The organism is Flagellimonas marina (assembly GCF_042651185.1).
GTDB classification, from domain to species: Bacteria; Bacteroidota; Bacteroidia; order Flavobacteriales; family Flavobacteriaceae; genus Flagellimonas; species Flagellimonas marina.
Genome location: NZ_JBHSCL010000004.1, coordinates 998541 through 1011859 on the forward strand (window position 1 = coordinate 998541; position 13319 = coordinate 1011859).

Annotated in this window: 12 protein-coding genes and 1 tRNA gene; 3 read left to right on the forward strand and 10 right to left on the reverse strand. The window is 42.2% G+C overall.

Translation table 11 applies throughout. The features are described 5' to 3' along the window. Positions 1 to 3 precede the first annotated feature (3 nt). Positions 4 to 459: a DUF6730 family protein gene (locus ACFOWS_RS08085; RefSeq protein ID WP_379763420.1), complete on the forward strand. Its 456-nt coding sequence runs from the start codon at positions 4 to 6 to the stop codon at positions 457 to 459. A gap of 115 nt (positions 460 to 574) precedes the next feature. Here the strand turns inward: ACFOWS_RS08085 and ACFOWS_RS08090 are convergent, their stop codons facing one another. The 3 genes from ACFOWS_RS08090 to ACFOWS_RS08100 all read right to left on the reverse strand — a co-directional run bounded on the left by ACFOWS_RS08090 (position 575) and on the right by ACFOWS_RS08100 (position 2771). Next, positions 575 to 1804: a site-specific integrase gene (locus tag ACFOWS_RS08090; protein WP_379763421.1), complete on the reverse strand. Its 1230-nt coding sequence runs from the start codon at positions 1802 to 1804 to the stop codon at positions 575 to 577. A gap of 252 nt (positions 1805 to 2056) precedes the next feature. Continuing rightward, a tRNA-Ser gene (locus ACFOWS_RS08095) sits at positions 2057 to 2141 on the reverse strand. A gap of 126 nt (positions 2142 to 2267) precedes the next feature. After that, entirely contained in the window at positions 2268 to 2771 is a 504-nt protein-coding gene (locus tag ACFOWS_RS08100) for an outer membrane beta-barrel protein (protein ID WP_379763423.1), read from the reverse strand. Positions 2772 to 2946: 175 nt separating this feature from the next. On the opposite strand from ACFOWS_RS08100, the gene ACFOWS_RS08105 reads away from it, so the two are divergent. Then, positions 2947 to 3702: a sulfite exporter TauE/SafE family protein gene (locus ACFOWS_RS08105; protein WP_379763424.1), complete on the forward strand. Its 756-nt coding sequence runs from the start codon at positions 2947 to 2949 to the stop codon at positions 3700 to 3702. A 143-nt stretch (positions 3703 to 3845) separates the two neighbouring features. Next, positions 3846 to 5039, forward strand: a complete 1194-nt coding sequence (locus ACFOWS_RS08110; RefSeq protein WP_379763425.1) for a DegT/DnrJ/EryC1/StrS family aminotransferase — start codon at positions 3846 to 3848, stop codon at positions 5037 to 5039. Between the two features lie 83 nt (positions 5040 to 5122). Here the strand turns inward: ACFOWS_RS08110 and ribB are convergent, their stop codons facing one another. From ribB to nhaC, 7 genes are all read right to left on the reverse strand, one after another. Further along, entirely contained in the window at positions 5123 to 6262 is a 1140-nt protein-coding gene (ribB, locus tag ACFOWS_RS08115) for a 3,4-dihydroxy-2-butanone-4-phosphate synthase (RefSeq protein WP_379763426.1), read from the reverse strand. Beyond that, positions 6262 to 7761 (reverse strand): LptF/LptG family permease, encoded by a 1500-nt coding sequence (locus tag ACFOWS_RS08120; protein ID WP_366589471.1) that lies wholly within the window; start codon positions 7759 to 7761, stop codon positions 6262 to 6264. Before ACFOWS_RS08120 ends, ribB begins: the two co-directional genes overlap by 1 nt. A 3-nt stretch (positions 7762 to 7764) precedes the next feature. Then, complete coding sequence (locus ACFOWS_RS08125; RefSeq protein WP_379764506.1) at positions 7765 to 8412, reverse strand: LolA family protein; 648 nt, start codon at positions 8410 to 8412, stop codon at positions 7765 to 7767. A 4-nt stretch (positions 8413 to 8416) separates the two neighbouring features. Continuing rightward, positions 8417 to 10798 (reverse strand): DNA translocase FtsK, encoded by a 2382-nt coding sequence (locus ACFOWS_RS08130; protein ID WP_379763427.1) that lies wholly within the window; start codon positions 10796 to 10798, stop codon positions 8417 to 8419. A gap of 64 nt (positions 10799 to 10862) precedes the next feature. Further along, entirely contained in the window at positions 10863 to 11228 is a 366-nt protein-coding gene (locus ACFOWS_RS08135; protein WP_366589467.1) for a diacylglycerol kinase family protein, read from the reverse strand. Continuing rightward, positions 11221 to 11727 carry a thiol peroxidase gene (gene tpx / locus ACFOWS_RS08140; RefSeq protein ID WP_379763428.1) on the reverse strand — a complete coding sequence of 169 codons (507 nt, stop codon included), beginning with the start codon at positions 11725 to 11727 and terminating at the stop codon, positions 11221 to 11223. Before tpx ends, ACFOWS_RS08135 begins: the two co-directional genes overlap by 8 nt. Before the next feature lie 96 nt (positions 11728 to 11823). Then, entirely contained in the window at positions 11824 to 13314 is a 1491-nt protein-coding gene (nhaC, locus tag ACFOWS_RS08145; protein WP_379763429.1) for a Na+/H+ antiporter NhaC, read from the reverse strand. Positions 13315 to 13319: the final 5 nt, after the last annotated feature.

Below are 13319 nucleotides of genomic sequence, written 5' to 3' on the forward strand. Positions count from 1 at the left end.
ATCATGGCAAAACTGGATGAAATAGCGGAACTGTTGACCGAGGAGATCAACGGATTTGAGAAGAGCATAGACCGATTGGAAAAGGCACATGAAAATTTGCAGAACCTTCCATTGAGGCCCGACACCACTGAAATCAGTGCGCTTCTAAAAGATTACGGCAACAATCAAAAAAAGATTGTTGAAGACCAACAAAGACTTATGCAAAGAATCCTCCAGAAGGTGGAGAAGTCCCTTCTGTTGCCCAGTTGGGCCATTAAGCTGTTCTGGGGATTGTTAATCTGTGTCCTATTGATCCTTGGATTTTCCATCTATCAGGTATCAAGGATATCAAAGAAAGAAGAGGCTGCATATATCAAAGGACAGGACAGTGTGATGGGACTTTATGAGGCATTCCTTGATGAGAGCCCAGAGGCAAAGGAACTCTACCAAAAATGGCTGGAAGAAAATGGCAAAAAGTAGGACAGCGCCCTATCCTATTTTTGTTATACGCCTTTCTTTCCGAACTGCTACAAAAATAGGATAGGATCCATGCGCTGAAGTTGGGGTAAGTATTTGGGACAATTCAGCGAAGACTTTAAGCATTTTTTGACTTGACTTTTTCTTGGAAACTTAACTTCTTTTTTAACAGTTGCATATCCTCGCTGACCTTACGGTTCAATATTTTCGCATAATGTTGTGTGGTTCGAAGCGATTTATGCCCCAACATTTTACTTACTGATTCAATGGAGACACCATTGGAAAGTGTTACGGTAGTGGCAAAAGTATGCCTGGCTAAATGTGTGGTCAGGTGTTTATTGATTCCGCTAAGGTCAGCTATCTCCTTTAAATATGCATTCATTTTTTGGTTGGTCAATACGGGCAACACCTTTTTGTCTACAAGTAAGGGACTGTGCTCGTATTTTTCGAGAATCATCAATGCAGTGGGAAGAACGGGAATGTTGCTTTTTGTCTTTGTCTTGGTACGTTTTGTATTTATCCAAAGATCTCCATCAATCCCTATCACAAAATCATCATGTGTCAGTTTTTTTACATCCGCATATGCCAATCCGGTAAAGCAACAGAAAACAAAACAATCCCTTACATGCTCCAACCGTTTATTTGTAAAAGGATGATCCATTAGTCGTTGAAGCTCCTCATCAGTCAGGAATTCTCGTTCTACAGTTTTTAATCGGGCTTTCCAATTGGCAAAGGGGTCTGTTTTGATCCAACCATTCGCATAGGCAATTCTAATTATCTTTTTAAAGTTTACCACATATTTGATTGCCGTATTGTGGCTGCACTTTCTTTTTGTCTTTAGATAATATTCGAAACCTGAAATAAAGGAATGATCCACATCTACTACAGGAATATCTTTCCTTCGAAGCTCGTTCTGTAAGTATTCGGCCAAATGGCTTTTTGCGGTTTTGTAACGTTCTGCTGTACCAGGAGCAAAATCTTTTCCAACTAATTTTTCAACCCTGTCATTGTGCTCTTGAAAGATTTCCAATAACATTTTTGAGGGTTTATCCACACCTAGGTAAGAGTTCTTCAGGGAAACAGCGGTCAATGGTCGGCCCTTGTCTTTCAATTTGTCCGCATGTCGAAATAGATCGGTGCGTATTTTCATTAATTGCGAATTCAGTTGACGCACTTCTTGAGAGAACCCCAATACCTTTCCATTGGTGGCATCCCAAGTGTTGGGATAAATTTTGCGACCTGTGCTGAATTCCGAACGCTTTCCATTTACTGTGATTCTGATGTATATCATTGCCCGGCCAACTTTGTCGGTTTTGTGCTTTTTGATGTAGAATAAGAGAGATAACATACAAGGGACACCTATTTTAACATTATTTTCCTTGAAATTAGTAAAAAAAAATTAAAATATAATCCCTGTAAATATCTGAATAACAATATTTTAAATGATATTAGGTGTCCCTTTTTGGTGAGATTGTAGGTGACACCGAATTGGGCACCTATTAGGATGAAAATAAATGATATCATTTGATATCAAAAAAAAATAAAAACCCTGTAAATCAATAATTTACAGGGTTTCTTGTTTTGAGATGATGTCTCTCAGCGGAGGAAGAGGGATTCGAACCCCCGGAGGTGTGACCCTCAACAGTTTTCAAGACTGCCGCATTCGACCACTCTGCCATTCCTCCTAAGCGGGTGCAAATATATAAAGGTTTTTATTATCCCAAAAGACCTTTTTGCTTTATTGTGGTGGAAAATAAAGTAGCCTGCACTAAACCTTTCATAAACTGGGTTGTACCTGATATTCCAAAGCATCAATTAAAAGAGAATTCCACGCCCACCGAAATAATATTCCAATTTCCAGAATCTCCAGAAATACCTCTATAGGAAAGTACGGCATCAATTGTTTTGGACAAAGAATAGGCAGCCCTGGGTGAGTAATAAAAACCGCCATCGTTCTCTTCGTTTATCCCAATGGCAAAACCAACATCAGCTCCTACAGTAAATTTATCTGAAATATTGAAACGGCTTGCAGCCGCAATTGGCATAAACTGGATGTCATCGGTTTCGGCAAACAAAACGCCCATATCAATATCTTTTCCAAATGTATGCGAGTAGCCTAGCGTGGGGCCAATTTTAAAATCCTCAGAAATGTCGAATAAATACCCAACATCGGCGGTTAAAGCAAATGAAGTATAATTACTGGCTCCATCATTCACGGGTAGACCAGCGTGTGCTCCAATATAAAATGAATTCTGTGCCTGAATTGTGGATATTCCTAGAATTAAGGCCGAGGTAAAAAGTAAGATTTTTTTCATGAAGATAGGTTTGTTTTTAATTTAAATCTAAGAAAAGTAAATAGGGTAGGTCTTTTCTTTCAATTTAATTAACAAAAGTTTTGTTCTTTGCCACCTACATATCTGTTTATGACTTGTTGATAGTTTGTAAAAATGCGAGACACGAGATCAAAACAATGGTCATACCTTTGTTTTTATGCTCGAGTGGTACCATTATTTACTATTGATTGCAGTAGGATTTGCGGTAGGATTTATCAACACTGTGGCAGGGGGTGGCTCCCTGCTATCTTTGCCAACCCTTATATTTTTGGGATTGCCGGCTCCAGTGGCCAACGGTACCAACCGGGTGGCCATTGTTATTCAAACGGCATTGGCTACCGCAGGTTTTAAAAGTAAGGGTATATCTACCTATCCTTTCAATGTGTATTTGGGGATTTCAGCCTTTTTTGGGTCCATATTGGGCGCATGGATTGCCATTGATGTAAAAGGGGAGACCTTCAATAGGATTCTGGCCATCATCATGGTGATCGTGGTGCTTATCATAATTTTTAAGCCGAAAATGCGGTTAGAGGAAATGCAGGAAAGACTCACAGGAAAATACCTCTGGTTGAGTATCGTTGCTTTCTTTTTTTTTGGGATTTATGGTGGGTTTATTAATGCCGGACTTGGCTTTTTAATGATGTTGTTCCTACATTTCGTCAATAGAATGAACCTAGTACGGGTGAACGCTACCAAAGTGGCTGTGGTCTTTATTTATATGCTCTCCGCACTGGCCGTATTTGCCTTCAATGACAAGGTCAATTGGAAATTGGGCTTTATCTTGGCCATTGGTAACGGAACGGGAGCATGGGTTGCCAGCAGATTTTCTGTAAAAAAAGGCGATGGATTCATCAAGACCTTTTTAATTGTGGCCGTAATAGTGATGGCCATAAAATTGTGGTTTTTTGGTTAAAATTTGTAGTCGGTAGTAAGTGAACAGTAACGGGATTTGAAAAGAGACAAAATTGAGATTTTGTAGTTTCAATAACCAATAACCAATAACCAATAACCAATAACCAATAACCAATAACCAATAACACAATAACACAATAAAATATGCCGGGTTTTGAACTTTTTGGAGATAAGGAACGGGAACAGGTACGCGATGTGCTGGATTCAGGTGTGCTGATGCGCTACGGTTTTGATGGAATGCGAAACGGGCATTGGAAAGCCAAGGAACTTGAAGCAGCTTTGGCGCAACGCATGCAGTCCAAACATGCTCATTTGGTGAGCAGTGGCACTGCTGCTCTTACGGTAGCTTTGGCAAGTGCTGGTATTGGAGCAGGTGATGAGGTGATTATGCCCACTTTTACCTTTGTGGCGAGCTTTGAGTCCATTTTGGCGCTTGGTGCCATTCCGGTTTTGGTGGATGTTGATGATACCTTGACGTTGGACCCTTCCGCGGTTGAAAAAGCAATTACCAATAAAACTAAAGTGATCATGCCCGTACACATGTGCGGTTCCATGGCCGATCTGCATGCGCTTCAACAGTTGTGTGGAAAACATGGATTATTGCTGTTGGAAGATGCGTGTCAGGCCATTGGTGGCAGTTATCAAGGAAAACCTCTGGGCAGTGTTGGGGATTTGGGGTGTTTTTCCTTCGATTATGTAAAAACCATTACCTGTGGCGAAGGCGGAGCCGTCATCACCAATAATGAAGCCTATTATCAAAATGCCCATAAATATTCCGATCATGGACATGACCATATCGGAAATGATAGGGGAGCCGAGCAACATCCTTTTTTAGGCTATAATTTTCGGATTTCGGAATTGAATGCAGCGGTTGGCGTGGCCCAATTGGCACGCTTGGATGAATTTATCAGCCTCCAAAAAAGAAACTACCATATATTGCGAGAGGCACTATCTATTGTTCCTGAAGTGACTTTTAGAAGAGTGCCCGATGGAGGAGAGGAGAATTATTCCTTTTTGAGTTTTTTCCTTCCTTCGGAAGAAATGGCCCAAAAAGCACATAAAGCTTTGGGAACCAATGGGGTGGATGCTTGTTTTTATTGGTACAACAACAATTGGCATTATTATAGAAAATGGGAGCATCTAACCGACAAAAAAGCCTTGGGAAAATTACCTGAAGAGGTAATCAAAGGCCTTCCGGATTATTCCAAAACTGATTTTTCAGCATCAGATTATTGGGTGGGAAGAACCATATCTTGCTTGATAAAATTGGGTTGGTCTGAAAAAGAAATGAAAGAAAGAGCCAAAAAAATGGTAGAGGTTATCCAATCATCCACTTAAAAAAGCTTGACATAAATTACACGAATGTCCACTAATTCTGGCCTTGATTGAACTTGAACTTGCGTTTTGAGTTTGAACCTGAATCAGTAATTCACATATTCCACAATTTCTAGGCCGTATCCTACCATACCGACGCGACGAGTCTGCCCTGAATTGGACAACAACCGAATCTTGGAGATGTTCAAATCGTGAAGGATTTGCGCCCCAATGCCAAAATCCTTGGCATCCATATCTATTTTAGGCGCTTTGTTGATGCCCTGGGCCTGTAATTTTTTCAATTCGGCCAAACGACTCAACAGATTCATGGATTGGTTGCCTTGATTAATAAAAATCATGGCGCCCTTTTCTTCGGAGTTCAATACATCGAACATACGTTGCAAGGCCTCGTCTGGATTGTTGGTCAAGGTGCCCAACATATCATTGTTGACCAAAGTGGAATTGATTCTAGTGAGCACCGGTTCGCCAGATTTCCAACTACCTTTTACCAAGGCAATGTGCACTTGATCATTGGTGGTCTGCTTATAGGCACGCAGCCTGAATGCTCCAAAACGCGTTTTTATATCGAAGGACTCCTTGAGCTCAATAAGACTGTCATGCTCCATGCGGTAGGCAATCAAATCCTCGATGGAAACAATTTTCAAATCAAACTTTTTAGCCACTTTCAGCAATTCCGGCAATCGGGCCATACTGCCATCCTCATTCATGATTTCCACAATGACACCTGCAGGTTCCAGACCGGCCAATCGGGCAAAATCTATGGCTGCTTCAGTATGTCCGGTACGCCGCAATACCCCGCCTTCCTTAGCTATTAATGGAAAAATATGCCCGGGCCGGGCAAGCTCATGGGGTTTTGTGGCTGCATTTGTCAGTGCCAACACCGTTTTGGCTCTATCGGCGGCCGAAATTCCTGTGGTTACCCCATTTCCCCGTAAATCCACAGAAACGGTAAAGGCGGTTTCCAATGGATCGGAATTATGGGTCACCATTTTATGGAGACCAAGTTCCTTGCACCTTCCTTCGGTGAGGGGCGCACAAATGAGTCCGCGGCCATGGGTGGCCATAAAATTTACGGTCTCTGGGGTAATGAGCTCCGCAGCGGCGAGAAAATCACCTTCATTTTCACGGTTTTCATCATCCACCACAATGATGACCTTACCTTGACGGATATCCTCAATGGCTTCTTCTATGGCGTGTAATTGTATTTTTTTATCCTTAGTAACCATTATTGCTCTTCAGAATCTTTCTTTTTCTTTTTAAATAGGGATTTAATTCGGTCAAAAATATGTCCAAACCCAAACAGACCTCTATCTGCTGTGGCCCTTTTTGTCAATGAAATGCCCAAGGGTAGCATAATCAAAGTAGAGAGCCAAGCTCCAAATGCTGGATGAATATTGCCTTCTTTGGCATAGTTCCCTGCAAAAACCCCTATAAAATAATACGTCAAAAATAAAACAATGGCAATTACCATGGGGAGACCAAGCCCTCCTTTTCGAATAATAGCGCCCAATGGAGCCCCAACAAAAAAGAGAATGATACAGGAAAATGCCAGCGCATATTTGTTATGCAGCGAAAGAATATGGCTATTGTAGAATTTATATCGTTTTTGAAGTTCTTCTTTTTTGGAGACCACCGTGTTCAATATGCCCGTAATCGTATTTTTGGCATTGTTGACCACTTGTAGTCTTTGCCATTCCTGAAGCTGTTTCAGAAGGTCATCGGCATTTTGTATGCTATTTTTTAGAGAGTCGGTTACAATCTCTTTTTCGGGAATTTCAATAAGTTGTAAACTATCGTCAACTTTTGGTTTAGCGGGGAAAGCTCCCATGCGATTTACAATGTTTTTAGAGAAAGCCTCTACTTTTTCAACATTGTTCTTCCCCAACGAATCGATATCCTTTACGAGTCGCCCCACATTCTTCATCTTGTCCGTGGTGATGTTGCCGTCTTCCTCAAGGTCTTGGTCGTTCAACTCGGAGATGTCAATATTAATGGTATAGGTTTCGAACTCAGACTTGGCAAAAGGGTGTTTTCTTCGCTCTTTGCTGTCCTTGGACCAAACTTCTTCATAATAATGCCCATCTTTAAGCACCAACTGAATGATATCTGACTCTTCACTGCTGATCAATTCTCCTGCCTTGGCCTTAATGACGGTATTGTTGACATTCTGATCTGTTTTTTTGTGGATGATCACATTGTCCAAGAAGCGATCTTGTTCCCCGTATTTTTTGTCCACTTTGATGTTCATTCCATCTCCGGTGCCTTCAAAATCACTGAAAACCCCTTCGGTAATCGCCGCAGCGGGTTTTACCTTGGCAATGTTTCGCCTAAGGTTGAACATTTTCTGCTCAGATTTTGGTATGACGTTATTGGCAAAAAAGAAGGTCACCACTCCTAAAAACAACACGAACACAACTAGGCTGCGCATGCCTCGTTGCAGGGAAATTCCCGAAGCTTTCATGGCGGCAAACTCATAGTTTTCGGCAAATGTTCCAAACGTAAGGATGGAGGACAATAGAACGGTAAGAGGAAGTACCTTGTCCACCAAAGTGGGGATAAAGTAGAAAATGAACTTTCCTATAATGACAATACCTAGACCTTTTCCAGCCAAATCATCGATGAACAGCCATATGCCCTGAAAGATGAATATGACGATCAAAATGAAAAACGAACTGAAGAAGTTGTAAAGAAACCTCTTTAATATATACTGGTCTAGTATTTTCAATCTTTAGTTTCTTGTGATATAGTACCCTTTGTCCTCGTATTTTTTCTCGTCAAAGGTAAACAGCGTACTTGAAAGTGACTGATTGGTTTTGAAAGAATTAACGGTAATGGTGGTCTTGGTACCATTGTTTCCTGTCTGAATAAGCTTGTAGATATGCTTGGTCTGGGTGTCAATCCCCAACAAAATAGACTTGATTTCGGTGTTGGAATCGATGGGAATCAATTTTACATACTGAATTTTACGCCCATCCACATTTTGAAGGATATCCCACCGGTAGTTATGGCCTGTTTTGTAAAATGTCAGCATTTTTGAAGGACTTACGTTATCATTGTCCTCATTCACATCTTCAATGGTGACCTCTTCATTTTCGGGAACGATGGTGTACACTTTCTTTCCATCAAAAAGCTGTTGCGCACCCAAATAATTTAGGAAATATTTTTCGCCGTCAAGGGTTACATTTCCGTTGGTTTCCTGTTTTAGGTTGGCCTCGGTGTTCTCCAAGGTGGATTTAAAATCGATATAAATGTTGTCGTAACTTTTAACCTTGTTGTAGACCTCGTCCAACAAAGCTTTGGCCTTGTCCGAATTTTGCCCGAATGTAAAAAGCCCTGTTACTAAAAATCCGATTAAAAGAATATGTTTCTTGATCATGGTTTTATTTTGTTTCATTTTCTAACAATTGTTCCAAAGAATAAATATCCGGCACCAAAACTTGTCGGGCCTTACTACCTTCAAAAGGGCCAACAATTCCGGCAGCTTCCAGTTGATCTATGATTCTGCCCGCCCTGTTGTAGCCCAGTTTCAGTTTACGTTGAATAAGGGAGGCTGAACCCTGTTGCGCCGTAACAATCACTTCAGCGGCTTCGCGGAACATGGCATCCCTATCTGCAATATCGTAATCAATACCCGTGCCAGATTCTTCACCTACATACTCTGGCAGTAAGTGTGCTTCGGGGTAGGCACGTTGCGAACCAATATAGTCGGTAATCTTTCCAACTTCTGGTGTATCAACAAACGCACATTGCAGTCGGGTTACATCATTCCCTTGGGTGTAAAGCATGTCACCACGACCAATGAGCTGGTCTGCACCTTGGGCGTCCAAAATGGTTCGGGAATCTATTTTTGAAGTCACCCGAAATGCAATCCGTGCCGGGAAGTTAGCTTTTATGATACCCGTGATCACATTCACCGAAGGACGTTGTGTAGCAATGATCAAGTGGATTCCAATGGCTCGTGCTAACTGTGCCAAACGGGCAATGGGAGTTTCAACTTCTTTTCCGGCGGTCATGATTAAATCGGCAAACTCATCGATCACCAAAACAATGTAGGGAAGAAATTTGTGCCCATCGTTGGGGTTAAGTTTTCTCGCCTTCAACTTAACGTTGTATTCCTTTATATTTCGAACCATGGCCGTTTTGAGCAGCTCATACCGATTGTCCATTTCAATGCACAGCGAATTCAAAGTATTGATGACCTTGGTGTTGTCCGTAATAATGGCATCATCAGAATCTGGAAGTTTGGCCAGAAAATGACGTTCAATTTTGTTGTAAAGGGTCAGTTCCACTTTTTTAGGATCTACCAGAACGAACTTTACTTCTGCGGGATGCTTTTTATAGAGCAGCGAAGTAATTACGGCATTCAACCCAACTGATTTACCTTGACCCGTGGCCCCTGCCATGAGCAAGTGGGGCATTTTGGCCAAATCGACCACAAAAGTTTCATTGCTGATGGTTTTTCCAAAAGCAATGGGCAATTCCATCTCCGCCTTCTGGAATTTGTTCGAAGCAATTACGGAACGCATGGAAACGATGGTGGCGTTTTTGTTGGGTACCTCAATGCCAATGGTCCCCTTTCCGGGGATAGGAGCAATAATACGAATACCCAAAGCTGCCAAAGAAAGCGCTATGTCGTCCTCCAAGTTTTTGATCTTGGAAATCCGGATACCGGCCTCTGGTACAATCTCGTAAAGGGTTACGGTAGGACCGATGGTCGCCTTGATTTGTGCTATACCGATTTTGTAATTCTTGAGCGTACTTACAATTCGGTTTTTGTTTTCCTCCAGTTCTTCCTGATTGATGGTAATGCCTCCTGAGGCCCCATGTGCTTCCAGTAAATCCAAAGGAGGGAATTTGTAGTTGCCCAGCTCCAATTTAGGGTCGAATTCCCCAAAATCCTTGACCAATTTTTCAGATTTGATGTCACTTTCCTCTTTCTCTTCTTCAACTTTCTCGACTTCTAGGCTGATATCAACCTCTTCTTCTTCGGGAAGGTTCACATCCAATCCCGCTTCACTTTTTAATGGGGGAATATCTTTTTTATGGGTATAGGTATCTACTTTGATAGGCTCATTGTCCTCTGGGCTCAAGTCCAGACTTGTTTCTTCGGATTCATTTGTTTCATCCGACACTGATACTGTTTTCTGAAAATCGGATGTAATCTGCTGCCGCTGCTTTTTGAAGAAATTGGCAACACCTTCAGGGGTAAAGTTGAACAATCGTACCAAAATCACCATCAACACAAATACAAGAATGAGGAATACCCCTATCTTCCCAGTGTAATCTTGGAGGAAATCGTTCATTTCATACCCAATTAGACCTCCCAACAGGGGTTGGTCAATGGCAAAAAATCCTAGGGCCACAGAAATCCAAATGACCCCCAACAGACCCCAAATCCATTTGCCAACCAGACCCTTACCACTCAAACCCAAAAAAAGATAGAGTCCGGTAACGGCCAGCAGCACTGGAAAGGCAAATGAGGCCAATCCAAAACCACGGTACATAAAAAAATGGCTCACACTGGCGCCAAACTTATTGAGCAGATTTTTGGCCTCCGCATTTCTATTGGCAAACTCGGACAACAAACTCTGGTCTGCCTGCCACGTGAAGTAGTATGACATAAACGAAAAGAACAGTGCAATACTGAGAACGATGAGCAAACTACCAAAAATGATCTTGTTTTGCTTGGAGGGTTTCAAAGAAACCTTCTTTTTGTTGGCAGCAGTAGGTTTGGATTTAGATTTTGTCCTTTTTTTCGCCATTAATTAGGGTTTAATGCGGGGCTAATTTACAAATTTACGATGCTATATCGGCCTTGAATGTCCCTTACAGCAATTTGGGTACATATATAATGAGCCCAATGATACTAGCTACAATGGACACTATCATAACGGCTCCCGCAGAAATATCTTTTATAAAACCGATTTTGGGGTCGTTTTCCGGTTGAATGTAGTCCGATATTTTCTCGATGGCTGTATTGATGCCTTCAATCCCCATGACCAAGCCTATGGCGAAGAGTTGAAGAATCCATTCCGTATTGGAAATCTCGAAATAGAACCCAGCAGCGGTTACCAAAAGCGCAATGAAAAATTGGATTTTTATGCTGGCTTCAGTTCTTAGGAGCAAAAACATGCCCCTCAGTGCAAAGCCCACACTGCGAATCCTATTCTTCAAAAAAGATTCCCTAGGCATCCATCAATGCTTCAAGCGCAGCTTTGTAATTGGGTTCGTCCACCGTTTCTGGAACTTGTTCCGAATAGACCACCTCGCCACTCTCGTTCAAGACCACAACAGAACGGGATAATAGTCCTTGAAGCGGGCCATCGGTAAATTCCACCTTGTATGCTTTCCCAAAGTTTCCATCCCTGAAATCAGAAAGGGTTTCCACTTTATCAATTCCCTCTGCACCACAAAAGCGGGCCTGGGCAAATGGAAGGTCCTTTGAGATGCACAGAATAGTGGTGTTTTCCAATTCAGCCGCCTCTTGATTGAATTGGCGCACCGATTGGGCACAGGTTCCGGTATCAATGCTTGGAAAAATGTTCAAAACCACCTTTTTTCCTTTGTAATCTGAAAGGGAGGTCGAGGAAAGGTCAGTTTTAACCAATATGAAATTGGGGGCTTGGGAACCACTTTCGGGAAGGTTGCCAAGGGTATGTATTTCGTTTCCTTTTAAGGTAACAGTAGCCATGTTTTTATATTTTGGTTCGAGCCCAAAAATACTTAAAAAAACCTTCTTTTCGGTTGCTGTGGGAAAGGTTCTTTGAAAAAATCAGGATTCTATCGTTTAGGCCATTTTGCTTGTGGTAAGCATCTTTATTTTAATCTTCAGCGCCGCAAAAAGCAAGGTCATAAACGGACTCAGCCAGTTGAAAATGGCATAAAGGGCATATTCACCAACCCCAACGCCCAATACACTGCTATGATACGCACCGCAGGTGTTCCATGGAACAAGTACTGAGGTGACTGTTCCTGAATCTTCCAAAGTACGGCTTAGGTTCTCTGGCGCCAGTCCACGCTCTTCGTAGGCTTTGGAGAACATTTTCCCAGGAACCACGATTGCTAAATATTGGTCCGATGCGGTTACATTAAGTGCCAAACAGCTCCCAACGGTACTTGCAAAAAGCCCAAAGGTGGTCTTTGCCATTTTCAAGAGCGACTCTGTAATTCGCTCCAAAGCACCAATACCATCCATGATACCACCAAAGACCATGGCGCACATGATTAACCAAATGGTACCCAACATTCCAGCCATACCTCCAGAGGAAAACAGGTCATTTAAAGCTGGGTCATCCGTGGCAATATTGGTATCCACGGTGATGGCATTCAAAATACCTTTATAGCCTGATTCCAAGGTTAAACTGGAGCTTCCGCCAATGGTGGCCACAATATCCGGTTGAAAAAGAAGGGCAAAGAGGCCGCCGAGCAGTGTTCCAATGAGTAAGGCTAAAAGGGGAGGAGCTTTTTTTACAATCAAAAAGATGACAACTACGGGAACCAGAAAAAGCCAACCACTCACATTAAAGGTTCCGCTTATATTCGTCAATATGGAAGTGGTATCGGCAACACCAGAGGTATCTATGGTAAATCCAAGTATTATGAAAACAATCAGGGTGACTACTATGGTCGGTACTGTGGTGAGGGTCATATATTTAATATGGGAAAACAATTCCCCGCCTGCCATGGCTGGGGCAAGATTTGTAGTGTCGCTCAAAGGCGACATTTTATCTCCAAAATAGGCACCTGACAGTACCGCACCAGCGGTCATTCCCAACGAAATGCCCAAAGCTTCACCAATACCAATAAGGGCAATACCAACCGTAGCTGCGGTGGTCCAACTGCTTCCTGTAGCAATGGATATGATGGCACATATTACAACGCATGCTGCCAAAAATATCGTGGGATTCAATATCTGAAGCCCATAATAGATCATGGCGGGAATGATGCCACTGACCAACCATGTTCCAGAGAGGGCGCCGACCATTAACAGAATGAGCAACGCTCCTGTGGTGGAACGGATGTTCTCGGCCACCTCAGCAATCATTTTTTTATAGGAAACCTTGTTGAAAAAGCCAACAATGGCAGCAACGGCCCCACCCAACAATAAAATAAACTGATTGGAACCGCTTAAAGCATCGTCACCAAACACATACACATTATAGGCCAACATGCCCACCAACGCAAAGACGGGAATGAGTGCTTCCCAAATGTTGAGATTCTTATTTTCTACAATTTGTTCGTCTTCCCTAAATTTTGGTTTTTTCTCTGGGTTTGGCATGCGGT

Bases quoted from the DNA above. Each gene is read 5' to 3' on its own strand.
- ACFOWS_RS08135 (WP_366589467.1), bottom strand. From the start codon at position 11,228: ATGCCTAGGGAATCTTTTTTGAAGAATAGGATTCGCAGTGTGGGCTTT.
- ACFOWS_RS08130 (WP_379763427.1), bottom strand. From the start codon at position 10,798: ATGGCGAAAAAAAGGACAAAATCTAAATCCAAACCTACTGCTGCCAAC.
- tpx (WP_379763428.1), bottom strand. From the start codon at position 11,727: ATGGCTACTGTTACCTTAAAAGGAAACGAAATACATACCCTTGGCAAC.
- ACFOWS_RS08105 (WP_379763424.1), top strand. From the start codon at position 2,947: ATGCTCGAGTGGTACCATTATTTACTATTGATTGCAGTAGGATTTGCG.
- ACFOWS_RS08125 (WP_379764506.1), bottom strand. From the start codon at position 8,412: ATGATCAAGAAACATATTCTTTTAATCGGATTTTTAGTAACAGGGCTT.
- ACFOWS_RS08085 (WP_379763420.1), top strand. From the start codon at position 4: ATGGCAAAACTGGATGAAATAGCGGAACTGTTGACCGAGGAGATCAAC.
- ACFOWS_RS08100 (WP_379763423.1), bottom strand. From the start codon at position 2,771: ATGAAAAAAATCTTACTTTTTACCTCGGCCTTAATTCTAGGAATATCC.
- ribB (WP_379763426.1), bottom strand. From the start codon at position 6,262: ATGGTTACTAAGGATAAAAAAATACAATTACACGCCATAGAAGAAGCC.
- ACFOWS_RS08110 (WP_379763425.1), top strand. From the start codon at position 3,846: ATGCCGGGTTTTGAACTTTTTGGAGATAAGGAACGGGAACAGGTACGC.
- ACFOWS_RS08090 (WP_379763421.1), bottom strand. From the start codon at position 1,804: ATGTTATCTCTCTTATTCTACATCAAAAAGCACAAAACCGACAAAGTT.
- nhaC (WP_379763429.1), bottom strand. From the start codon at position 13,314: ATGCCAAACCCAGAGAAAAAACCAAAATTTAGGGAAGACGAACAAATT.